Here is a 21,947-nt window from a genome sequence, read left to right as displayed (position 1 = left end):
TATGAGGTTCAGAATAAAAAACCTGCGGGCGTCGGTACATTGAGCAGCTTGGTAAAGCTGAACCAGACGGACAGACTGAAGAAAAGGCTGTACAGCAGTCCGGCAACGGCAAGGCGTCCCAGGCCCCGACTTTTGTCTCCCAGCAGCAGGGAGGAACAGAATATGAACAGCGTCGTACTGCTGAAAAAGCCCAGAGTACCGATCAGTGCGGCGTAGATGGCCGCCATCGCGGCGATATATCCAACTTTTCTCCAGGCGACGTGTTCCGCGTCTGTGGGGGATTCCCCGCGTCGTTTATACAGACCCTTGCCCACAAACCATAGTCCACCCACAGCGATAATGAGTATCAGACTTTCCGGAAATATGCGGCTTACGCCCGTGAGTCCTCCATACTGCAGGCCGAAAGCCGCGCTGATCGCCAGAAAACTCGCGCCGCACAAAATATCCGAGATACTTTTACGCATGGTTTTTCTCCTGGGGGTCAGTCTGTTTTTTCTTCAACCGTAGCAGCCAAGGAGTCGCGAAGGAGAGCAACAATGCCGCGATCAGTACTTTGCTGATGCTGCCGCCAAGCATGACAGCCGGGAGTCCGCCATCAACGGAATGGGCAAGATCGAGACATTTGCCGAGATTTTCTTCAATCATGGGCCCCAAGATCACGCCCAAGGCCATGGCTCCGGTATCCATGCCCAGTTTGCCGCCGAAAAAGCCCACGAAACCGAAGACTAGAACGATCCAGATATCCACAAGACTGTTGGAGATGGCATAGGCCCCGATGTAGGACAGCACGACAATACCGATGGCCACAAAAGTCAGTCGGATATTGAGCAGCTTGGCCATGCAGCGGCAGAGAACGAAACCGATCGGGATCATCAGCAGGTTCACCAGAAATTGCGAAAAAATGAAGGTATAGGCCAGTTCACCGGTGGCGGTGAAAATTTTGAAACCCGGCTGGATACCATGGGCCATGAGCGCGCCGAGGATCACTGCGGCCACTGCGCTGCCCGGAATGCCCAGAGTCAGCATGGGAATCAGCGAACCGCCGATGACCGCGTTGTTGGCGCTTTCCGAGGCGGCCACGCCTTCAATGCTGCCCTTGCCGTAGATAGAGGGGTCCCTAGCCCAGCGTTTGGATTCATTATAGGCGATGATAGAGGCGATTTCACCGCCCGCGCCCGGCAGCATACCCACCCAGGTGCCGATGATGGAGGAGCGTAGCAATACTTTTTTGCAGCGGGTGGCGAGATAACCGGCCACGCGGCCGAAAGTGCCCCTACGGGGGTGGTACGCGGCCACGAAGGTTCTATCCGTACCGATAAGATAGAGCACCTGGGAAAAAGAAAACAGACCGATCATACAGGGAATGACTGATACCCCCTGTACCAGGCCGTATATGTCAAAGGTAAAGCGAGGGATGCCCGTGTTGGGATCAAGGCCGATGGTGGACACCAGCAGACCGATGGCACCGGAGACAATGCCCTTGCCCATGTTCTCGGGCGTCATGACCGCGATGGTGCTTAGCCCGAAAAGACAAAGCCAGAAGTTTTCCGGTCCGCCGAAGTTCAGGGCGAAGCGGGCCAGCGCGCCCGCCAGAAACAGAAGGAAAAAGGTGCCGATGATGCCGCCGAAGGCTGAGGAAAGCAGGGAGGTATAGAGAGCCGTATCCGCTTGGCCATTCTTGCAGAGAGGCCAGCCATCGAAGGTGGTGGCCACGGAAGAGGGCGTGCCTGGCGTACAGATCAAAATGGCCGAATTGGCTCCGCCGTATATGGCTCCAGCATAGATGGCACCCAGCATCACGAGTCCATGCGTGGGGGTCATGGCAAAGGTGGCCGGTACCATCAGCGCCACGCCCATGGTCGCGGAAAGGCCCGGCAGGGCACCGATGACGATGCCGCCGGTCAGGCCGGCGATCATCAGAAAAAGGTTCAGGGGGTCAACAAGATTTTGCAGGGAGGGAAGAATAAATTCAGTCATCCGCGACTCCTGTACGGGAGGGAATCAGCCCATGGGACGGACTAGCCAATGTCCCTAGAAGACGGCGGGGCTGGACTTCCCTGCCCCGCCATATCCGACCACTCTATTTCTTCGGAATCAGTCCTGCTTCCTCAAGCGTCTTTTTTTCACGGGCCTGCAGGGAATCGATATAGGTGGTGAGTGCCTCGCCATCCATATATTCCGCCGGTTGGCCGGCCTTTTTCATGTCACTCAGATAATCGGGGTCCTCACAGATCCGCTTGAAGGTTTTACGCAGCCAAGCCAGCTTTTCGGCCGGGATATCCTTAGGGGCGGCAAAGGTGCGCCGGATATCGGAGACAATATCAATGCCCTGTTCCTTGAAGGTGGGCACGTCTGGCAGAAAGCTGTTGCGTTTTTCTGCAGCCACGTTGAGTACGCGGAATTCATCAATTGAGCGCATTACGTCATTGATATTGCCGAAAATGAGATCCACTTCGCCGCCGAGCAGGGCCGCGTTCTGGTCGGCCGCTCCTTTGTAGAACACGCGGCTGAGTTTGGCGTCGGGAAGTTTTTTGTTGAAGTCCAGAAACATAAGGTGATGTCCGCTCAAAGGGCCGACCAGTCCGACCTTGAGCTTACCGGGCTTGGCCTTCGCCGCATCCAGAATTTGTTGAAAAGTTTTGTAGGGGCTTGTTTTGAGCACGGCCACGCATTGGGGGTCGTTAACCACCTGGGCGATGAATTTAAAGCTTTCTGGGTTGAACTGGGCGTTCTGCGCCAGAGATTGCAACACGAGATGGGGCACATTCAGGCCGCCGATGGTATAGCCGTCCGACGCGCTACGGGCGAGTTCCGTGGAGCCCAGAATGCCGCCTGCGCCGGGCTTGTAGACGAATACCCAAGGCTGTTTCACATATTTATCCCAGTATTTCTGCATGATCCGGGCCTGCACGTCGCTGGAGCCGCCAGCGGTAAAGACGATAATCATGTTCAAGGGTTTTTCGGGATAGGCGGCGGCAACTGGAAAAGAGGCCACCAGGGTCAGCATCAGAGCCACGAGAAAAAGAGCCGATGTTTTTGCCATCTTCATCTGAGTCTCCTTGTGCTTAGATAGTGTAATTGGGAAATCTTGTTTGACGGTGGAGTCTGAAGGACTCGTGTTCCGTCACCACCACTTGATGCGTTCAGTGACGTAATCGCGGATCTTGACGAATTCCGGGTCGTCATACTGCCTGGGGCGCGGCAGATCCACGATGACTTCTTCTTTGATGGTCGAAGGCTTGGGGGAGAGAATTAAAATCCTTTCGGCTAGGTACACGGCCTCCTCGATATTGTGGGTAATGAAGGCCACCGTGCTGCCCAATTCTTTCCAGATGCGCATGAGTTCGTCTTCCAGATAATAGCGTAATTTTACATCCAGCTGGCCGTAAGGCTCGTCCATAAGCAGGAGATCGGGATTAATGGCGAAATTGCGGGCGATGACGACTCGTTGCTCCATGCTGGCGGAAAGTTGTTGGGGATAATAGGTGCGGTATCTGGCAAGGCCCACGATGTCGAGCATCCGCTCTACACGTTTTTCAATTTCCACTTCTGGCAATCGCTTAATGCGCAGACCGAAGCGAATGTTATCCTCCACGGTGAGCCAGGGAATGGCCGAAACTTCCTGAAATACAAAGGCGATGTTGTGGATTTTCGGATCCGCCGGTTTACCGTCCACCATGATGGAGCCGTTGGTGATGGGGATGAAGCGGGAAAGGCAGTTCAGAAAAGTGGTTTTGCCGCAGCCGGTGGGGCCTACGATGCAAAGCATTTCGCCTTTGTAGATATCGAAATTGATGTCGTCGAGCACCAGCAATTCGTCATAGCATTTGGTAAGATTGGTCACCGAAACCTTGACTTCCCGGCCCTCGGCGTAAGTTTCCTTGTCTCCGAAGTGCATGATCGTCCTCCTAGAGTATTTTGCGCTTGAAATTATCGCGTAACAGTGAAGTACATTCGCCTTACGATAATTTCGCGGTGCGGATTTCCATGGAAAATCCGCACAGAGCGTTGCGATGTTTTCAATATCAAAACGCTCTAGAGCACCAGGTCGGTGTCTTCGGATATTTGTTTGCGCAGGGTCAGGAAATCCGGATGCGTATAAGCACGTGGCGAGGGAATATCTATGCTGTATTCGGTCTTGACCCGGCCCGGCAGAGCGGACATGACCACCACTCGATCCCCCAGATAAATGGCTTCTTCAATATTATTGGTCACAAAACAGACCGTACGTTTTTCCTTTTCCCAGATGGTCCGCAATTCCTGTTCCATGGCGTAGCGAGTCTGGGCATCCAGCGCTCCGAACGGTTCGTCCATAAGCAGGATGTCCGGATCATTGGCATAGGCCCTGGCAATGCCCACGCGCTGTTTCATGCCTCCGGAAAGCTGGGCCGGGTAGGCTTTTTCAAAACCGGTCAGCCCCACAAGCTCAATGTAGCGCCGGGCCACGGCCAGACGTTCCTTCACGGGCACGCCGCGCACAGCCAGGCCGAAGGCCACATTGTGTTCCACTGTTTTCCAGGGAAAAAGCGCATAGCGTTGGAAGACCATTCCGCGATCCGGTCCCGGCCCGTTGATGATCTTGCCGCTTATGCGGATTTCTCCGGCCGTGGGCTCAATCAATCCGTCCATGCAGTTGAGCAGCACCGTCTTGCCGCTCTGGCCCGGACCGAGAATGACCAGGAACTCGTTTTCATAGACCTTCAGCGAGACCTTGTTCAGCACATGCAGCAACTGCTTCTGGCCGGGCACGTGGAAGGTCTTGGAGACGTTCACGCATTCTATTTTGACGCTCCTCTCCTTCATACCATTTCCCTCCTCCAGGGGCAGAGCAGGCGCTCGGTGCAACGCAACGTCGCGGCCAGCAGGGAACCCACGATGCCGATAAGAACCATGCCCACCAGGATCATGGATGATTTGTTGAGATCCATGCCCTGAATGATGATGTAGCCCACGCCTTCGCGCGCGCCGACCATTTCGGCGGCCAGTACGCACATCCAGGCCATGGACAAGGAGTTCTGAACCCCGGCGAAGATGGAGGGCATGCAGGCGGGCACGGCCACGTTGAAGAACTGCTGGGAGCGACTCGCACCAAAGGATCTGGCCGCGTCGATAAGCAAGGGGTCCACGTAGCGCATGCCGGTATAGGAGTTGAGGATCATAATTACAAACGCGCCCACGAAGCAGATGAAGATTTTCGAACCTTCAGCCACGCCCAGCCAGAGAATGGCGATGGGAATCCAGGCAATGGGCGGAATGGGCCGCAGTACTTCAAAGATGGGGGCCACGATTTTTTCGCAGGTCCGGTTCCAACCCATCAACAGACCCAGGGGCAGGCCCAGCAGAACGGCCAGACCAAAAGCGATCAGAACCCGTCTGAGACTGAATCCCACATGGCCGAGAATGGTTGTGCCGCCCACCGGATGGTTGAACAGGCGCACGAATTCCTGCCAGACTTTCAGGGGCGAGGGTAGAAAGTCAGGATCAACGTTGAGCGAAACCAGGCCCCAGAGCACTACAAAAGCGCCGATGGAAGCCACGGGCGCGAGCCAGCGGGCATTTTGCGAAATGAAGCGGTTCATGCAAGCCTCCTGGACGAGGCGAAGCGGGCTTCAATTCTGGTCAGAATCCAGGACATCAGAGCTCCCAGAAAACCGATGGTCAGCATGCCCACAATGATAATGTCCGGGCGGGCCAGACGTCTGCCCTGCTGAATCATGAAGCCCAATCCTACGGAGGCGGCCAGCAGCTCAGCGGCCACCAGGGTTGTCCAGGCGGCGTTGAGAGAGAGTTTCATGCCGGTGAAAATCATGGGAATGGCCGATGGAACGCCGATTTTGCGGAATGTCTCAAAATTGGAGGCCCCGTAAATTTCAGCCACCCGGATAAGGACCGGATTGGTCAGCCGGATGCCCGTATAGGAGTTGATTACACAGGGCACAAAGGCAGCGAGAAAAATGATGAAAGCCTTGGCCGTCATGCCGATGCCCAGCCAGAGAATGGCAATGGGAATCCAGGCAATGGGCGGGATGGGTCGGATGGCGTCGAAAAGCGGGCGTACCAGCAGATTGACCTTGGGATACCAGCCCATGAACAATCCCAGAGGCACGCCGATGACCACGGCGGCGAGAAATCCGGCCAAAGCCAGGGCCAGGCTCGCCAGGGCGTGTTGTTGCAATACCGTTCCGTCAGGGTTGACGTCCGTCAACTTTTCAAAAAATACCGTGATAACTTCCGAGGGGGGCACAAGTTGGTAAGGACCGATAAGATCAAAGCGGCAAATTAGTTCCCAGACCACCAGGAAAATCAGAAAGCTCACGATGGATATCCAATTTTCTCTGGCGGCTGTGGCGAAATAATTGGCTTTTTGAATCTCAAGCTTCAATTCTTGATCGGACGCGTCTCTTTTTTCCGTATCTTGGCGCATAAGGGCTCCTTTTTCTCCCGGCCGTCGTCCACTCGGCAAAAATGGTCGAGCGGACGACGGCGTGTGGAGGACGCCGGATTATGGAAGGCGCCGGGCCAGGACCTATTTCTGGCCGCGTGCGGCGCGCAGGGCCGCGAGCTTCTTCATGAACGAAGGATCGATATTGAAGTTGGCCTGGACGTAGCGGTCATATTCCTTCTTTTTGATTCGTCCCTGCGCCAGCATGAAGTTCGCCACGCCGCGCACCCAGGCGGGAAGCTTGTCCGGATTTTCCATGGCTTCGATCTGCTCGGCTACATTGAAGAGCGGACGGTATTTGAATTCCATTCTGACTTGGTTCTCATTCAACTCCAGGCCGCAATAATCGTTAAAATAGGAGAGCAGCGGCTTGACGTACTGTTCGGGATGTTCCTTCATGCCTTCCACGCCGCGCATGTACAGGTCGAGCCAGGCTACCACCAGATCGGGGTGCTGTTCCGCGAACTCCTTGCGCACGCCGATGCCGCCAGCGATCATCACCTTGGCCGCCGCACCCGAGGAAACCCTTGTCCAGCCCTTGGCCTCGGCCACGTAGCTCAGAGGAGCCCAGAGCTGAAGGATGTCACCCTGGCCGGCGTTAAAGGCGGTCATGGCCTGGCCCTGCTCCATGTGCACGATGTCCACATCGCTGTCCTTCAGACCAAGTCGTTCCAAGGTGGCGGTTAGGGCGTAGTGGCCGGTGGACACGGTGGTGACCAGTATCTTTTTGCCTTTCCAGTCCTCATCCGTGCCGAAAATGTCAGGATAGGCCGGATTGGCCCCCTTATGCTTGAGCAGCGGAGAATCCGGGCGCACCCAAAGGTCGTTGGTAGCTCCTTCTTCGTTGGAAATGCCGATCAGCTTGTATCCGTAGCGCATACTGGCCATCATGGTAGGCACTGTGCCCATGGCGCCCACATCCCACTGGTCGGCCGCCAAGGCCTCGGTCTGCGGTGCGCCCGAGGCGAAGAGCATGAAGGTGTCGGTAAAAGGCGCGTCTTTCAGCCAGCCGGCTTTTTCGGCATACCACAGAGGCAGACCGTGCAGACAGGGCTGGGCGCTGGTGCGTACTTCGGGTTTATCGGCTGCGGCCGATGGCTGGGGAACGGTCAGGAGAGCGCAAAGGCACAGGCTGAACAGTGAGGCGAAAAACACATTCTTCATTGTCAGACTCCTGCTGTTGGCGTGTACGGAGGGATTCTCCCTCGTGTCCTCTTACGGCAGCAAAACGATTTTGGCGGCCTGGGTCTTTCGCTGATCCAGGACTCGGAAGGCCTCCGGCCCGTCAGCCAGAGAGCGGTACTCCACCCAAGCGAGGTTGCCGAAAACGTTGTTGCGCAGGGCTTCCACTGTGGCCTGCAAATCCGCATAGGTATAGGTGTAGGTGCCGAGGACGACGTGCTCGGCAAGGGTGATTTTGCGCATATCCATCTGGCTGCTCCAGTCCTGCAGACCCATGTGCATGAGCACACCGCCGGGCTTGAGAGCGTGAACGGCCATCTCGCGGGTGACTTTGCGCCCCACGGCGTCCACGACATACTCGTAAAAGGATTCCGCCGGAGGTTCGGCCATCGGATCAAAGGCCCGGGCTTTGCTGTGTTCGCCGGCCGAGGCGAGCCGCAGGGGATTGGTTTCCGCCAGGTCCACGTGGTGCACGCCGCGTGATCGAAGTAGGAGGGCCATGAGCAGGCCGATGGCCCCGCCGCCGATGACCAGAACCTTACATTCCTGTACCGGCCGTGCCATTTTGGGCAAAGAGATATTCAAAGCATGCAGCACGGTGGCGGCCGGTTCGGTGAGCACGGCCATGGTATGCGGCATGTCGTCGGGAACGGGAATGACCGAGCTTGTCGGGATGGACATGAACTCGGCGTAGGCGCCGGGGCGACTCATGCCCACCATTCCCCTGTTTTCGCACAAATTGTCCCGGCCGGTACGGCAGTATGAACAGCACCCGCAGGTGATCAAAGGATCCACCGTAACCTTCTGTCCCGCTTTGAAGCGCGGAGAAGCACTGGCATGGATTTCGCCGGAGAGTTCGTGGCCCATGACCAAGCCGGGCTGGCGGCGGGGGTCATGCCCGTGGTAGGCATGCATGTCCGAGCCGCAGATACCCGAGGCCTTGATTTCTATAATGACCTCGCCGGGTTCAAGAGTCGGTTCGGGATAGTCCCGACATTGCATTTCATGGGGTTGCGTATACACCAGGGCTTTCATCATCTGGACTCCTGCTGTACGCAAGGGAAGGCATCTGCTGGATTTCCATCCCCTGGTTGAAATATTGCAATATTGTCTCAACGGGCGGTAAAGCCCCCGTCGATCATGATTACTTGGCCGGTAATATAGGCCGAAGCCTCGCTGGCCAGAAATACGGTGCAGCCGTAAAGATCCTCCAGCGTGCCGTTGCGGCCTATACAGGTCTGGGCGGCATTTCTGCCAGCAAGCTCCGGATTATCGAAAACCGGTCGGGTCAGAGCGGTGGGGAAGAAGCCGGGGCCAACGGCATTACATGTGACGCCCCGCCCCGACCATTCCTGAGCAATGACACGGGTCAGTTGCACGACGCCACCCTTGCCTGCGCCGTACGGAGCGCTGTCGGCAAAGGCGCGGAAGGATTGCAGGGAGGCAATATTGATGATCCGGCCCCAGCCTCGCCGCGCCATGCCCGGAGCCAGTGCCTGAGTTAAAAAGAAAGGCGCGGAGAGGTGTAGGTTGATCTGTGTGGCCCAGTTCGTGGGGCTGACTTCCATAAAAGGTTGGCGCATATTCACGCCGGCGGCATTGATCAGGATGTCCACCGGGCCAAAAGTATCCAGGGCAGCCTTGCCGCAGGCCAGAGCCTTTTCCGGGCTGCTGAGGTCTGCGGCAAGGCTGCCCGCTTGAATGCCGTCTTTGCGCATGCGTTCCACCGCATGGTCCAACGCTTCTTTGCGTCTGGCCGCCAGGAGTACATGCGCTCCGGCCAGTCCCAGTGCCCGGCCCATTGCCTCGCCGATGCCGGAATTGCCGCCGGTAACCAGGGCCGTTTTGCCGGAAATGTCGAAGAGGGCCGAGATATTCACTGTGACCTCCTATGGCAGATATTTCAGAGGGTTGAGGGTGTTGGTTTATTCCTTCACCGGTGTTCCAAGGTCGAACTCACGGCCCGGAGCGTATTTGGCCAGACGCGCATCAGCGGTGCGGGCGTGGGCCTCCATGCCTTCCAACCTGGAGATGCGAGCCGTCACGCCGCCGATATGTATGGCCGCGTCTCTGGTCATTTGCTGCCAGGTCAGGGTTTTCATGAACTTGTGCACGGAGAGACCGCCAGAGTACTTGGCGGCGCGTTTGGTGGGCAGTACATGGTTGGGGCCGCTGCACTTGTCGCCATAGGCAACCGTGGTTTCCTCGCCCAGGAACAGGGAGCCGTAGCTGGTGAGATTTCCCAGCCACCACTGTAAGTCGGCCGCGTGTACTTCCAGATGTTCCGGCGCGTATTCATCGGATTTGGCTGCCGCCTCTTCGCGGCTGTCACACAAAATAACTTCGCCGTAATCCCGCCAGCCGTTGCCAGCCGCCTCCTTGGCCAGTGGCGGCAGGGCCTTGATAAGCCTAGGCACCAGTTCCATAACCTTTTCGGCCAAAGTGTTGCTGGTAGTGATCAGCCAGGCAGGGGATTCCACGCCGTGCTCGGCTTGACCCACCAGATCCCAGGCGACCATTTCGGCATCGGCTGTTTTGTCGGCCAGGATCGCGATTTCGGAAGGTCCGGCAAAAACGTCGATACCCACTTTGCCGAAAAGGACGCGTTTGGCTTCGGCCACGAACTTGTTGCCCGGCCCCACCACCACATCGGCCTCCTTGCCGGTGAACAGGCCATAGGCCATGCTGACGATGGCCTGCACGCCGCCCAAGGTCATGATCACGTCGGCTCCGGCGGCCTTGAAAGCATAGAGCAAATAGGGATGCATGCCGCCGCCCCGGAAGGGACTGGAACAGGCCACAATGGTTTTGACGCCCGCAGCTTTGGCTGTGGCCACACCCATGTAGGCCGAGGCGATGTGAGCATAGCGTCCGGCGGGTGCGTAGCAGCCCACCACATTGACCGGGATGACGCGCTGCCCAGCAGTCACGCCGGGGTACAGCTCCACACTGAAGTCCTTTATGGAGTTTTTTTGGGCCAGGGCAAAGTCATGCACCTGCTTGACTCCGAAATCGATATCCATCCTGACACCGGCGGGCACGTCTTTGATGCTTTTCTGGATTTCGTCTTCAGACATGATGATCTCGCCCGACCATTTATCCAGCTTCAGGGCATAGTCGCGCACGGCGTCTTCACCGCGTTTCAAGATTTCGGCCAGCATTTCGTTGACCACTTTCTGCGCCGTGGCGGTTTCCGTTTCCGGAGTCTTGCTTGCTCTTTTCAAGTAGGTGACAGCCATGTTCTTCCTCTCGGATGTTAGGCGCTTTCGTAGAGCCGGGTCATGATGAATTCCTGATGCCCAAGGGCTTCGGCAGAGGTGTTGCGCCCTTGGCATGTGCGATGCAACATGTCGAGCAACAGGTCTCCGGCCTGATCCAGATTTATTTCGCGGCGCAGGATGCCGGAGACGTCCACATCGATATGTTCACGCATGGTGCGCACGGTGCGGGGGTTGGCCGAAAGTTTGATGACCGGCAGAATGGGATTGCCGATAATGTTACCCTGGCCCGTGGGAAAGAAGTGGGCCACAAAACCGGCGGCAGCCGCCAGAGTGACCATTTCAGCCGCAGCGGATGAAGAATCCATGAACCACAGACCCGGTCCGGTGGGGCTTTCGGCCTTGTCCAGGCAGCCGATAACCGGGGCCTCGCGTCCGATTTTCTGGATATTGCCCAAGGCCTTTTCCTCAATGGTGGTCAGGCCGCCTTCGATATTGCCCTTGGTAGGCTGGGAATCACAGAGATCGTTGGTTTTATGGTCGTCCACCACCTTGGCGTAGCGGTCGAAAAAGGCTTTGAACTTGTTGCGCACTTCGGGCGTGGCGCAACGCTCCATGACAAGGTGCTCACCGCCGGTAATTTCCGTGGTTTCGCCGAACAAGGTAGTGGCCCCCGCCTTCCAGAGCTTGTCAAAAGCGTTACCCACTGTGGGATTGGCAGCTATACCGGAAGTGGTGTCCGATTCTCCGCACTTGGTGGAGACCCAGAGTTCGTTGACCCGGCATTCCACGCGCTGCAGTTCTGTGGCATAGTGAACAAATTCCTTGGCCGTGCGCGAAGCTTCGCAAATGGTGGACAGATCGCCGTGCTTTTCGATGGCGAAACCGGCCACAGGTTTGCCTGTCGCGGCGATGCCGTCTACAACGCGCTGCGTCCACTGCGGTTCAATGCCGATGACCACCACAGCCGCCACGTTGGGATTGCAGCCCGTGCCGATCAGGGTGCGGAAATGCAGTTCCAGATCTTCGCCGAACTGCAGACGGCCGTAAGCGTGGGGTAATGCCAGAGTCCCCTTGATGTTGTTGGCCACGGCTTCACAGGCGGCGTTGGAAAGATCGTCCAGGGGCAGAATGACCACATGGTTTCGGATACCCACCCGGCCGTTGTCGCGGCGATAGCCCATAAATGTGTCTTTCATCGGAATTACCACCTCTTGGTTTTGACATTGTGCACGTGCAGATGCTCGCCGCGTTTGATGGGTTTGACTACTTTGCCGATATCCGTACCGTATTTGATCACGGTGTCATTGGCCTCCAGATCCTGGAGCGCGATCTTATGGCCGATGGGGATGTCGTTCAGAGTCGCGCATTCGACGGTTGTATCGCCGTCCATGACCCAGCCGGTCAGGATATCGCCTTTTTTGACGCCTTCCACCACGACCACGCCGACGCTGTCGCCGGGCTCATGCACTACAAAATGCGTTGTCATATGCTCCTCCTTAAGAAGCCGGGTTAAAAAACAGATCCACGTCTATCTGATGCTCCCGAGCAAAGGCCGGGGGCGCATCCGCTGTCTGGTTCGGCATAAGCGCGATCAACGAAGGGGCGGGCTTCTATCATACTGTTGTTTTTTTAAATAATAACGTAAAAATAGTATCTATATAAAAATATTGGCTGTCATATAGAAGGATTTGTCTCTATTTATTCCATATTGGATAGAAATATTCCCGATTAAAATATGTAATTTTTGCTAATTAACATTTGAAAATACATTCAAAATAGTCTTTTTGCTCTAATATAAAAGTAATAGCAATCGTTGTGCCAGAAAAGTAAGTTGCTATTAATTAACTGAAATTATAAGTATTTTTAATTAAATGATGATTGGATGTTCAATGAATATCTGGACATCACGGACAAAACTGCTTATATGTCGGCATAGTCTGACCAAATACGGGCAAATACGGAAGGCATCGTCCATGTTCCAGCAAAGCTCTACCGCCGATCTCGGCAACGTACCCTTGGCCGTGGCCCGGGTTATTCAGCACCTATCGCGTCTGGTTCCCGGTAAAATGGACCGCAATGCCTTTTTCCAAATTCTTTCCCGGCAATTACGCTTGCTTTTCAACTATGACCGTTTCTGCATTAATCTCTATGACGCGGAGCGGGAATTCTTGAACCTTTTCACCGCCGCCGACGGCACAGTGGTGGAATCCCTTTCCAATACCCGGATCGCTCAAAACACCGTGGCCGGTATGGCTATTGCGTCGCGTAAACCCGTGGTCATTAATGACCTGGCTTCGCAGGACGTAGGGGATACTCCTCTGCCTTTAGCCAGTGTGGGGCTCAACGCCACCATCGCCCTGCCTCTGATCCTGAACCGCGAAGTCATCGGCACCCTGCACGTTTCCTTTGTGCGTCAGCCGGACAATGTGGTGGAGATCCTGAATTTTTTGTTGGAACTGAGTCCGGTGCTGACTACTTTTCTGTTCGCGGTGTTGGCGGAGGAACGTTCATCGGCCAACGGCAACCGTGATCCCGCCCCGCCGGATGCCTCCGGTTCGGCCCCGCTGGTGGACCGCCTGCTGGAAACCCAGGACATGGCCCGGGTCATGTCCGTGGCGCGCAAGGTCGCCAAGCTGCATATTCCGGTGCTGATCATCGGCGAGACCGGCACGGGCAAGAGCATGCTGGCCCGCTGGCTGCACCGGAGCAGCCCCAGGCGGGCGGCCAATTTCGTCAAGGTGAACTGCCCGTCCCTGGCCCCGACCTTGTTTGAGAGCGAGATGTTCGGCTATGCCAAGGGCGCGTTCACCGGGGCCTACGCCAAGCGCATCGGCCGGATTGAAATGGCCCAGAGCGGAACCTTGTTTCTGGATGAAATCGGCGAGCTTTCGCCGGATATGCAGAGCAAGCTCCTGCAGGTCATGGAGGAGAACTCCTTTGAGCGGGTGGGCGAGGCGCGCTCCATCGGCGTGGATATTCGCGTGCTGTCGGCCACCAACATAGACCTGGAAAAGGCCCTGCTTGAAGGCCGCTTGCGGCGTGATCTCTTTTACCGCCTGGCCTCGGTCATCCTGCGTCTGCCGCCGTTGCGGCAACGAAAGAACGACATTCCCATTCTGGTTGAATACTTCATCAGCCAGTTTTCCCGGCAATGGGATCTGCGGCCGCCGCGCCTGTCCAGGGGGGTGCTGGGGGATCTCTGCAACCACGACTGGCCGGGCAATATTCGCGAATTGCGCAATGTGATCAGCCGCCTTTTGCTGCACTCCCTGGACGGGGCCGTGACCGAGAGCTTTGTGCGCGATGCCCTGCATGAGTGGGAGCCGTCGGCGGAGACGGAGGCGCCTGCCCCGGCCTCGCCGGAAGCCGTCCCTGCGGTGGAAGGCCGCCTGTTGCATGTGGGGGCCGGGTCATGTTCGGGTCCGGCCCTGCCCACTCTGGAGGAAAACGAGCGCGCCCATATTCTGGAGGCCTTGCGCCTGACCGGGGGGCGTTTGTCCGGACCGCGCGGTGCCGCCGCCCTGCTGGGCGTGCCCCGCTCCACCCTGCAACACAGGCTGCGCAAGCTGGGCATCACGCCGTAGGCTCTTTTAAAATATCCGCAGCCTGCGAGCCTCAGTCACAAACAGATTGAGGCCTCGACGGCGCGCGGGCCTTCCTTTTCTTGAGTTTCCGCGCAAAGGCGCTTATACTTTCCGCTTCTGTCAGCGCCCTTGCTTTTGGCGGCCTTCGCCGCGGGCAAGAGGACAATTCGGCATTCCGGAGTACGCATGCTCGATTATATTCGTTCCAACGCACAGTCTTTCGGCGTCAAAGTGGCTTTCGGCGTCATCATCCTGGTCTTCGTGTTCTGGGGAGTGGGCAGTTTCAACGACAGGAACTCCGCCAATGTGGTGGCCATCGTCAACGGCGATCCCATTCTGGTCCAGCAGTTTGAGCAGGCCTACCGCAATGCGGAGGAATCGATCCTGCGCAATAATCCCGGCGTTACCCGCGAGCAGCTCAAGGAGCAGCATCTGGGCCGCCAGGTGTTGCGCGATCTGATCCAGCAAACCCTGCTGGCCCAGGAGGCCGCGCGCGCGGGCGTCAGTGTGACGCCGCTGGAACTGCGCCAGGCCGTGGGACGGATCAAATCCTTCCAGGATGCCCAGGGCCGCTTCGATCCCGAAGCCTACACGCGTGTGCTGGCCGCCCAGCGGATCAGCCCGGCCCAGTATGAGAAGGATATGAGCGATCAGCTGCTGCGCGAAAAGATTTTTACCCTGGTCACCGCGCCGGTCTGGGTGGACCCGGACGAAGCCCAAAACCGCTATAATTTCCTGCGGGAAAAACGGGTGGTGGACTATCTGTTCATTCCGGCCAAGAATTTTTCCGGCGAAGTCAAGGTCACGGATCAGGACGTGACGGCTTATTATGATGCCCACAAGAAAGATTTTGCCATTCCGCCCAAAGTGGACGTGGCCTATGTCAGCGTGACGCCCGGCGGTCTGGTCAAGCCCGAGAGCGTCAGCGAGGCGGATGCTCAGAAATGGTACGAGGCCAACAAGAGCCGTTTTGAAGAGCCCGCGCAGGTCAAGGCCGCGCACATTCTGGTGCCTCTGGCTGAAAACGCCCCGGCCGACGCGGAGAAAAAGGCCCGCGAAGAAGTGGCGAAAATCCAGGCCGAGCTCAAGAGCGGCAAGGATTTCGCGGCTGTGGCCGATACCCATAACGCCCCCAATGCGGCCGGTCCCGGCGGCGAACTGGGCTGGATTACCCCCGGCAAGACGGTAAAGCCTTTTGAGGACGCGGCCTTTGCCCTGAAGGCCGGGCAGGTGTCCGAGCCCGTGCGCAGTCCTTTCGGCCTGCACATCATCAAGGTGGAAGACAAGAAGCCCGGCGGCCTCAAGACCTTCAAGGACGCTGCCCGGGAAGTGCGCCAGGCCATGGCGCAGGAACAGGGCGCGGACAAGCTGCACGATGTGCTGGACAGCCTGATCGAAGACAATATTCTGGGCAAGCCTCTGGCCGAGAGCGCTGCCCGTTTCGGCCTCAAGGCGGAACAGAGCGGCCTGCTCAGCCAGAGCGAACTGGAGCAAAAGCTGGGCATAACCCCGGTCGGAGCCTCCGCTCTTATCGCCACCGCTACGGGCGCGCCCGTGGACACGGCCCTGGAGGCCGGGGACAAATATCTGGTGGCCCGGATCATCAAGGCTGAACCCGCGTCCACCCAGCCGCTCGACGCGGTGAAGAGCGCCATTGTGGCCAAGCTGACCGCCGAAAAGGCCCTCAAGGCCGCTGTGGAAAGCGCCGCGGCCCGTCGCAAGGAATTGAAGGACGGTCCCCTGCCCCAGCCCCTGAAGGCGAGCCTGGGCATCAAGACCGCCCCGGCCATGGATCGTGGCGGGAATCTGGCGGATTTCAACCCCGATGAGGCTCTGGCCGAAGCCGTCTTTACCGCCAAGCCCGGAACCTGGCTGCCATCGGCCTATGCCGTGGACGGCAAAAGCGAAGGCCCGGGCGCACTGCTCTGCCGCGTGGACGCCGTGCTGCCGCCCGATCCGCAGGAGTGGAATACCGTGCGCGACCTGATGGCCAACGGCGTGGCCCGCGAACGGGTGGACGGTCTGTATCAGGTCTTCATCCAGAACCTTGCCTCCAAGGCCAAGGTGGAAGTGCTGAATACGGATATTGTGGATCGCGTCAATCTGTAGAGAAGAGTTTTCCAAGCATTTGAAGCCGGTCCGCCGGTTCGCGCGCGGTGCGGAGCGAAACCGGCGGCCCTCTGGGCTGCGTCGCACGCCGGGCATGGCCCAGGTTGTACCGGAACGTACTTCCTTGGGCCATGCCCGTTTTTTCACTGTACCGGTTAGAGCGTTTTGATATTGAAAATATCTTAACGCTCTGTGTGGATTTTCCGTGAAAATCCGCACCGCGAAATTATCGCAAGGCGAATTTACTTCGCCGCTAAACGATACTTTCAAGCGCAAAATGCTCTAATGAAGTCTTGAGTCTAAACGACCCCTCATAGTGAGCGGGTCTTGCGGGAGTAAGAGATATGTGCGGCATTATCGGATATGCGGGCCACCGGCCCGCCGTGCCCGTGGTGGTGGAGGGCCTGCGCCGTCTGGAATACCGGGGTTATGATTCGGCCGGCGTGGCCTTTGTGCGCCAAGGCGCTCTGCGCGTGGTGCGAGCCAAGGGCAAACTGGCGGCCCTGGAGGAAAAGCTGGCCCAGGAGCCGGTTTCCACGGCCACCTGCGCTATGGGGCACACTCGCTGGGCCACGCACGGCGTGCCGGCGGAGCGCAACGCCCATCCCCATCTGAGCAACGATGCCTCTCTGGCCCTGGTGCACAACGGCATCATTGAAAACTACCAGGAAATCAAGGCCGAACTCACGGCCAAGGGCTATGTCTTCCACTCTGAAACCGATACCGAGGTGCTGGTCAATCTGATCGCCGAGAGTCGCAAAAGCGAGCCCGATCTGCTGCACGCCTTTGCGGCGGCCCTGCGTGAGGCCCACGGGGCCTATGCCGTCTGCCTCATGGATCGCGGCGAGCCGGAAACCATCTACGCCGCGCGCATGTCCGCGCCGTTGATTTTCGGCCTGGGCACGGGCGAAAATTTTGTGGCCTCGGACATCCCGGCCTTTCTGCCCTATACCCGGCAGGTGGTCTTTCTGGAGGACGGCGAAGTGGTGCGGGCCACGGCCACTCACTATGAAATCCTGCGTCTGGCGGACCTGGCTCCGGTGGAGCATGAGGTGCAGACCATCCAGTGGGACATGCAGGCCGCGCAAAAGGGCGGCTACCGCCATTTCATGCTCAAGGAGATTTTCGAGCAGCCGCGCGTGATTACCGACGGCCTGGCGGGCCGGATCAACGCGGGCCGCGACGCGGCCCTGCTGCCTGAACTGGATGCGCTGCCCGTGCCGCGCCGCCTGCACATCGTGGCCTGCGGCACCTCCTATCATTCCGGGCTCTGGGGCCGCCATCTGCTGGAACACTGGGCCGGGGTGCCGGTGCAGGTGGAAATCGCCTCGGAATTCCGCTACCGCGACAGCCTGATTCTGGACAAAGAGGACATGGTTCTGGTCATCAGCCAGAGCGGCGAGACCGCCGACACTCTGGCGGCTCTGCGCATCGCGCGCGAGCGCGGTGTGGCCGTGCTGGGCCTTTGCAATGTGGTGGGCTCGTCCATCGCGCGCGAGGCTTCGGCCGTGATCTACACCCAGGCCGGGCCGGAAATCAGCGTGGCCTCCACCAAGGCCATGTGCAGCCAGATGCTCACACTGGCCCTCATGGCCCTGTACTGGGGCGGGCGTCAAAATGCGCTGCCGCAGGAGCGGCGGCGTGAGCTCATCGGCCTGCTGGAATCCCTGCCCGCCCTGCTGGAATCCCAGTTGCCGGGCATGCACGACAAGGCCCGCGAGCTGTCGCGCAAATACGCCCAGGCTCGCAATTTCTTCTATCTCGGGCGGGGGCATTGCTTTCCCCTGGCCCTGGAAGGCGCCCTCAAGCTCAAGGAACTGTCCTACATCCACGCCGAAGGCTATGCCGCCGGTGAAATGAAGCACGGGCCCATCGCGCTTATTGACCCGGCCTTTCCCACCTTTGCTCTGGCCCTGGACGACGCGCTCTTCCCCAAGGTCAAATCCAATATCGTGGAAGTGCAGGCCCGCCAGGGCAAGGTCATCGCCCTGACCAATCCGGGGCTGGACCTAGCCGTGGACGATCCTTGGATCATTCCGGCCCTGCCCGCGCCTCTGGCCGGTTTCATGGCCCTGCCCGCGCTTCAGCTCTTCAGCTATGAAACCGCCGATTATCTGGGCAAGGATGTGGATCAGCCGCGTAACCTGGCCAAGAGCGTTACGGTGGAATAAAAACCGTTGTGAGGGAAGGGGCTCCTTCACACCTCTCAGGGCAGACGTATCTAATTTCGGTTTTTGCTGGCCTCTTATTTGCCGCGATTATCCGTCAAAACCAGCCTTTTCGGCGCGGGCGGCGTCATCTGGCGCTTTTTGCTGCTCACATACGTGAGTACAGCTCTGCTCTTGATGCCCGTAAAGCTCGCCCGGCTCGCCAACGGGCACGGCCCTTTGGGCCGCCTTCCGGTCGGTTTCCGCGCAAAAGCGCCATTTTCCTTGCCCGCGCCGAAAAATCTTGCTTCAGCCGTTGCGACGAAGGAAGCTACGGATGAAGACAGCAATTGGTTGCGCAAAATTATATCCAAGGAAATCGCTATCGCTATCCGTAGCGGTGCTGTCTTGATCCGTAACACGGCTTCGCCGTGAACGGCTCAAGCAAGCCGCTGACGCGGCAACGGCTAGCGCATTTTTTAGGATTCTCCCGGCACCAGCCATCCGCCTGCGCTTCGCTTCGGCGGAGCAAAGGGGGCTTTGCTCAACTCCGCAGCGCGATCAGTATCACTATTAACTAGTTAAAATAATGCAATCAGAGACATGCTGACAGCGTTTCAGATGCGCCTGCCTGTCACACCCTAGGCCGTCGGCAATGCCGACGGCCTTTGTGGGGTTTTAACAAAATATGGAGTTCGGAACGAAGTTTTGTTGCCTACAGATAGGGCGAAAAAATCCAGCAGGCCGCGTTGCGCAGCTTGACCGGCAGGGATTGGCGCTTCAGATCCTCAAGGCTGATTTCGCGGCTCCGGCTGATGATGGTGTCGATATGCCCGGCCAGCAGGCCGTGGAAGGCGGGATTAAAGACTTCCATATTCAGTTCGAAGTTCAGGCGCAGGCTGCGGGCGTCCAGATTGGCCGAGCCGATCTGGCTGTAATAGCCGTCCACGGCCAGCAGCTTGGTATGGGCAAAGGGCGGCGGCTGGTACCAGACCCGCACCCCGGCGCTGAGCAGGGCCGGCAGCAGGCGGAACGTGGCCCAGTGCACATACGGCAGATTGTTTTTGGCGGGCAGCACCACGCGCACGTCCACACCGCGCTGGCCCGCCGAGCGCAGGCTGGACATGAGGTCGTGCGAGGGCAGGAAGTACGGGGTCATGATCCGTACTGAACTCCGGGCCGTGTTGATGACCCCGCAGAAAAGATCGTTGAGCACGTCCGCGTCCGAGCCGGGGCCGTCGATGACGATGCGGCAGCGGCTTTCGCCCCTGGGCTCGGTGGAGCTGGGCGGCAGGGGCGTGTATTCGCCGGTGGAAAAGCCCCAGTTGAGCAGGAAGGCGCGTCGCAGCTGATTGACGATGGGCCCCAGACAACGGAAATGCACATCCTGCACGCAGCTTTTCCGCAGGCTCTGGATATTGTCGTCGGAAATGTTCATGCCGCCGGTAAAGCCGATGTCGTCGCAGACCAGCACCTTGCGGTGATTGCGCAGATTGATGCTCAGATTGGGAGGGAAGAGCTTGGGCGGCAGGAAAAGCGCGGTTCTGATGCCCCGCGCGGCGAGCTTCTTCCAGGGCTTGCGCCAGGAGTAGAGCGTGCCGATGCCGTCCACCAGCACGCGCACATCCACGCCGCGCGCGGCCGCCGCGGCCAGGGCTTCGGTAAAGGCCGCGCCCACCTTGCCGGCATTGAAGATGTAGGTAGCCAGAAAAACGTGGTTCCGTGCCGCCGCGATGGCCTCAAGCATGGCCGGATAGGCCTCGTCGCCGTTGCGCAGCGGACGGAGTGCATTGCCGCCGCAGAGGTGCTGGTCCGTCAGGCGGCGGCCCAGGTGCGCCATGCGGGCAATATTTTCAGGCACCTGCTCCGGAGGCTGCACGGGGCAGGGCGGATGGGCGTATTCGGGCTCCAGGGTGGCCTGCTGCCGCATGATCTTGTCGGCCCGGCTCTCGGCCCGGCTGATGCCGAAAAGTGCGTAAAGCAACGGCCCCAGTATGGGCAGGAGCAGGGCCGTGGCGGTCCAGCCCAAGGCCGAGCGCGGGTCTCGCTTGGTCAGCAACGCATGGCAGACCGCCACCCAGGAGAGGATGTGGACGGCCAGCAGGCCCAGAGTTTCCAGCAGTATCAGCACAAGGCACTCTTCGGCATCACGGGACATCACGGACACTGACGGCCCCGCCGCCCTTCGCCGGAGAGGCGAGGAGCGAAAGGAACGCGGGCCCTTTCCGCCTGAGCCGGAACCGCTCTAGTGGCGCACGGCCAGCAGAGGGGTATCTGTATTGCGCAGCACGCGCTCGGTGATGGAACCGATCAGCAGATCGCCGAGGCCGTCGCGTCCGTCGGTGAACATGACGATCAGATCCGCGTTTTCCTCATCAGCCACGCGCACAATGGTTTCCGCCGGGGTGCCCTCTTCCACGCGGGTGTGAAAGCTGACGCCGTCTTTTTCCAGAATTTCGATAAGCGGGCAGAGCAGGGTCAGGCCTTTGGCGGCTTCCTCGCGCTTCAGTTCGGTATGGGCTTCGCCGCCCACGATCTGCGACAGCGGCTCGGTGACGTGCAACAGGATGATCTCGCCGGAGCAGAGACCCAAGGCATGCTTAAGAGCCTGATGGGCGCGTTCGCCGTGTTTTTTGCCGCTCACCGGCAGAAGAACTTTTTTGTACATGTTTACTCCTTGTCTGCCCTCAGTGGCGGTATGCCTGCCTGGGCCGTGGTATTTTCGCATGCCGCCGCGTTTTGCGCAAGCCTTTGCCCGTTGGTGCCGCTTGCTTTCGTCGTCCGCGAAGACCGTGCGCCTCACCGTTTAAAGTTGAAATGCTCTAGGGCCTGTTAACACTATTTGACAAAGAGCGAGTATTCCGTAAGAATGTCTTATGCAAATTACTCGCGAACAATATGAGAGAATCGCTGACTGCTTCCCGCGCCAAAGAGGTAATGTCCATTTTGACAATCTCCAGGTGTTGAATGCGATTCTGTACGTTGCGGAGCATGGGTGTAAATGGCGTGGACTGCCGAAAAATTTTGGCTGTTGGCACAGCATCTACACGCGCATGAACCGCTGGAGCAAGAACGGAGTTCTTGACCGTATATTTGAACGCCTTCAACAAGAGCAGATACTCCGCCTTAAAATAGAAGCAGTTTCTCTCGACAGTACTATTGTTAAGGTTCATCCCGATGGAACAGGGGACCTTAAAAAAACGAGGTCCGCAGTCCATCGGAAAGTCCGAGAGGCGGCTGGACGACCAAGTTTCATATGGTT

19 protein-coding genes and 1 pseudogene are annotated in these 21,947 nt (G+C 58.3%); 5 read left to right on the top strand and 15 right to left on the bottom strand.

The annotated features are described in order from the left end of the window. Positions 1-8 precede the first annotated feature (8 nt). The 13 genes from HMPREF1022_RS12105 to HMPREF1022_RS12045 all read right to left on the bottom strand — a co-directional run bounded on the left by HMPREF1022_RS12105 (position 9) and on the right by HMPREF1022_RS12045 (position 12,331). Positions 9-464, bottom strand: coding sequence for a tripartite tricarboxylate transporter TctB family protein (locus tag HMPREF1022_RS12105; protein ID WP_008682905.1), 456 nt, complete (start codon positions 462-464; stop codon positions 9-11). Beyond that, positions 457-1,977, bottom strand: a complete 1,521-nt coding sequence (locus HMPREF1022_RS12100) for a tripartite tricarboxylate transporter permease (RefSeq protein ID WP_009303333.1) — start codon at positions 1,975-1,977, stop codon at positions 457-459. The genes HMPREF1022_RS12105 and HMPREF1022_RS12100 overlap by 8 nt, the downstream gene beginning before the upstream one ends. 103 nt (positions 1,978-2,080) lie before the next feature. Beyond that, the gene (locus HMPREF1022_RS12095) at positions 2,081-3,049 is read right to left on the bottom strand and encodes a Bug family tripartite tricarboxylate transporter substrate binding protein (protein ID WP_009303332.1); all 969 of its coding nucleotides are present in this window, start codon (positions 3,047-3,049) and stop codon (positions 2,081-2,083) included. A gap of 75 nt (positions 3,050-3,124) precedes the next feature. Further along, positions 3,125-3,898, bottom strand: a complete 774-nt coding sequence (locus HMPREF1022_RS12090) for an ABC transporter ATP-binding protein (protein ID WP_008682902.1) — start codon at positions 3,896-3,898, stop codon at positions 3,125-3,127. 137 nt (positions 3,899-4,035) lie between these two features. After that, a complete protein-coding gene (locus HMPREF1022_RS12085; protein WP_009303331.1) occupies positions 4,036-4,803 on the bottom strand; it encodes an ABC transporter ATP-binding protein in 768 nt (255 codons plus the stop codon). Then, positions 4,800-5,579, bottom strand: coding sequence for an ABC transporter permease (locus HMPREF1022_RS12080; protein WP_008682899.1), 780 nt, complete (start codon positions 5,577-5,579; stop codon positions 4,800-4,802). Before HMPREF1022_RS12080 ends, HMPREF1022_RS12085 begins: the two co-directional genes overlap by 4 nt. Further along, positions 5,576-6,316, bottom strand: a complete 741-nt coding sequence (locus HMPREF1022_RS12075; protein ID WP_232221600.1) for an ABC transporter permease — start codon at positions 6,314-6,316, stop codon at positions 5,576-5,578. Before HMPREF1022_RS12075 ends, HMPREF1022_RS12080 begins: the two co-directional genes overlap by 4 nt. A gap of 210 nt (positions 6,317-6,526) precedes the next feature. Continuing rightward, positions 6,527-7,606 carry an ABC transporter substrate-binding protein gene (locus HMPREF1022_RS12070; protein WP_009303329.1) on the bottom strand — a complete coding sequence of 360 codons (1,080 nt, stop codon included), beginning with the start codon at positions 7,604-7,606 and terminating at the stop codon, positions 6,527-6,529. 51 nt (positions 7,607-7,657) lie between these two features. Further along, entirely contained in the window at positions 7,658-8,662 is a 1,005-nt protein-coding gene (locus HMPREF1022_RS12065) for an alcohol dehydrogenase catalytic domain-containing protein (RefSeq protein ID WP_009303328.1), read from the bottom strand. A gap of 74 nt (positions 8,663-8,736) precedes the next feature. Further along, positions 8,737-9,504: an SDR family NAD(P)-dependent oxidoreductase gene (locus HMPREF1022_RS12060; RefSeq protein WP_008682891.1), complete on the bottom strand. Its 768-nt coding sequence runs from the start codon at positions 9,502-9,504 to the stop codon at positions 8,737-8,739. 45 nt (positions 9,505-9,549) lie between these two features. Then, positions 9,550-10,863, bottom strand: a complete 1,314-nt coding sequence (gene hisD, locus HMPREF1022_RS12055; protein WP_009303327.1) for a histidinol dehydrogenase — start codon at positions 10,861-10,863, stop codon at positions 9,550-9,552. Between the two features lie 17 nt (positions 10,864-10,880). After that, entirely contained in the window at positions 10,881-12,041 is a 1,161-nt protein-coding gene (locus HMPREF1022_RS12050; protein ID WP_008682888.1) for a UxaA family hydrolase, read from the bottom strand. A 5-nt stretch (positions 12,042-12,046) separates the two neighbouring features. Beyond that, the gene (locus HMPREF1022_RS12045; RefSeq protein WP_008682887.1) at positions 12,047-12,331 is read right to left on the bottom strand and encodes a UxaA family hydrolase; all 285 of its coding nucleotides are present in this window, start codon (positions 12,329-12,331) and stop codon (positions 12,047-12,049) included. A 487-nt stretch (positions 12,332-12,818) separates the two neighbouring features. On the opposite strand from HMPREF1022_RS12045, the gene HMPREF1022_RS12040 reads away from it, so the two are divergent. From HMPREF1022_RS12040 to HMPREF1022_RS18230, 4 genes are all read left to right on the top strand, one after another. Next, positions 12,819-14,429: a sigma-54-dependent Fis family transcriptional regulator gene (locus tag HMPREF1022_RS12040; protein WP_009303326.1), complete on the top strand. Its 1,611-nt coding sequence runs from the start codon at positions 12,819-12,821 to the stop codon at positions 14,427-14,429. Positions 14,430-14,615: 186 nt separating this feature from the next. Continuing rightward, on the top strand, positions 14,616-16,538 hold the full coding sequence (locus HMPREF1022_RS12035) for a SurA N-terminal domain-containing protein (RefSeq protein ID WP_009303325.1): 1,923 nt from the start codon (positions 14,616-14,618) through the stop codon (positions 16,536-16,538). Between the two features lie 344 nt (positions 16,539-16,882). Further along, positions 16,883-18,709: a glutamine--fructose-6-phosphate transaminase (isomerizing) gene (gene glmS / locus HMPREF1022_RS12030; RefSeq protein WP_009303324.1), complete on the top strand. Its 1,827-nt coding sequence runs from the start codon at positions 16,883-16,885 to the stop codon at positions 18,707-18,709. Positions 18,710-18,787: 78 nt separating this feature from the next. After that, positions 18,788-19,120 carry a hypothetical protein gene (locus tag HMPREF1022_RS18230; RefSeq protein WP_156802963.1) on the top strand — a complete coding sequence of 111 codons (333 nt, stop codon included), beginning with the start codon at positions 18,788-18,790 and terminating at the stop codon, positions 19,118-19,120. 280 nt (positions 19,121-19,400) lie between these two features. On the opposite strand, the gene HMPREF1022_RS12025 is transcribed toward HMPREF1022_RS18230, so the two are convergent. Together HMPREF1022_RS12025 and HMPREF1022_RS12020 are read right to left on the bottom strand one after the other, a co-directional pair. Next, positions 19,401-20,843, bottom strand: coding sequence for a phospholipase D-like domain-containing protein (locus tag HMPREF1022_RS12025; protein ID WP_009303323.1), 1,443 nt, complete (start codon positions 20,841-20,843; stop codon positions 19,401-19,403). An 87-nt stretch (positions 20,844-20,930) separates the two neighbouring features. Continuing rightward, the gene (locus HMPREF1022_RS12020; protein WP_008682875.1) at positions 20,931-21,353 is read right to left on the bottom strand and encodes a universal stress protein; all 423 of its coding nucleotides are present in this window, start codon (positions 21,351-21,353) and stop codon (positions 20,931-20,933) included. 208 nt (positions 21,354-21,561) lie between these two features. Here HMPREF1022_RS12020 and HMPREF1022_RS17510 point away from each other — a divergent pair. Continuing rightward, a pseudogene (locus tag HMPREF1022_RS17510) lies at positions 21,562-21,947 on the top strand (IS5 family transposase); the annotation flags it as partial.

The organism is Desulfovibrio sp. 6_1_46AFAA, assembly GCF_000224635.1.
GTDB classification, from domain to species: domain Bacteria; phylum Desulfobacterota; class Desulfovibrionia; order Desulfovibrionales; family Desulfovibrionaceae; genus Desulfovibrio; species Desulfovibrio fairfieldensis.
The sequence above is the reverse complement of the archived record's forward strand: the minus strand, read 5'-3'. Positions and strand labels throughout refer to the sequence as shown.

Coding starts and splice junctions, on each gene's coding strand:
- HMPREF1022_RS12105 (WP_008682905.1), bottom strand. CDS start 464: ATGCGTAAAAGTATCTCGGATATTTTGTGCGGCGCGAGTTTTCTGGCG.
- HMPREF1022_RS12100 (WP_009303333.1), bottom strand. CDS start 1,977: ATGACTGAATTTATTCTTCCCTCCCTGCAAAATCTTGTTGACCCCCTG.
- HMPREF1022_RS12095 (WP_009303332.1), bottom strand. CDS start 3,049: ATGAAGATGGCAAAAACATCGGCTCTTTTTCTCGTGGCTCTGATGCTG.
- HMPREF1022_RS12090 (WP_008682902.1), bottom strand. CDS start 3,898: ATGCACTTCGGAGACAAGGAAACTTACGCCGAGGGCCGGGAAGTCAAG.
- HMPREF1022_RS12085 (WP_009303331.1), bottom strand. CDS start 4,803: ATGAAGGAGAGGAGCGTCAAAATAGAATGCGTGAACGTCTCCAAGACC.
- HMPREF1022_RS12080 (WP_008682899.1), bottom strand. CDS start 5,579: ATGAACCGCTTCATTTCGCAAAATGCCCGCTGGCTCGCGCCCGTGGCT.
- HMPREF1022_RS12070 (WP_009303329.1), bottom strand. CDS start 7,606: ATGAAGAATGTGTTTTTCGCCTCACTGTTCAGCCTGTGCCTTTGCGCT.
- HMPREF1022_RS12065 (WP_009303328.1), bottom strand. CDS start 8,662: ATGATGAAAGCCCTGGTGTATACGCAACCCCATGAAATGCAATGTCGG.
- hisD (WP_009303327.1), bottom strand. CDS start 10,863: ATGGCTGTCACCTACTTGAAAAGAGCAAGCAAGACTCCGGAAACGGAA.
- HMPREF1022_RS12050 (WP_008682888.1), bottom strand. CDS start 12,041: ATGAAAGACACATTTATGGGCTATCGCCGCGACAACGGCCGGGTGGGT.
- HMPREF1022_RS12045 (WP_008682887.1), bottom strand. CDS start 12,331: ATGACAACGCATTTTGTAGTGCATGAGCCCGGCGACAGCGTCGGCGTG.
- HMPREF1022_RS12040 (WP_009303326.1), top strand. CDS start 12,819: ATGTTCCAGCAAAGCTCTACCGCCGATCTCGGCAACGTACCCTTGGCC.
- HMPREF1022_RS12035 (WP_009303325.1), top strand. CDS start 14,616: ATGCTCGATTATATTCGTTCCAACGCACAGTCTTTCGGCGTCAAAGTG.
- glmS (WP_009303324.1), top strand. CDS start 16,883: ATGTGCGGCATTATCGGATATGCGGGCCACCGGCCCGCCGTGCCCGTG.
- HMPREF1022_RS12025 (WP_009303323.1), bottom strand. CDS start 20,843: ATGTCCCGTGATGCCGAAGAGTGCCTTGTGCTGATACTGCTGGAAACT.
- HMPREF1022_RS12020 (WP_008682875.1), bottom strand. CDS start 21,353: ATGTACAAAAAAGTTCTTCTGCCGGTGAGCGGCAAAAAACACGGCGAA.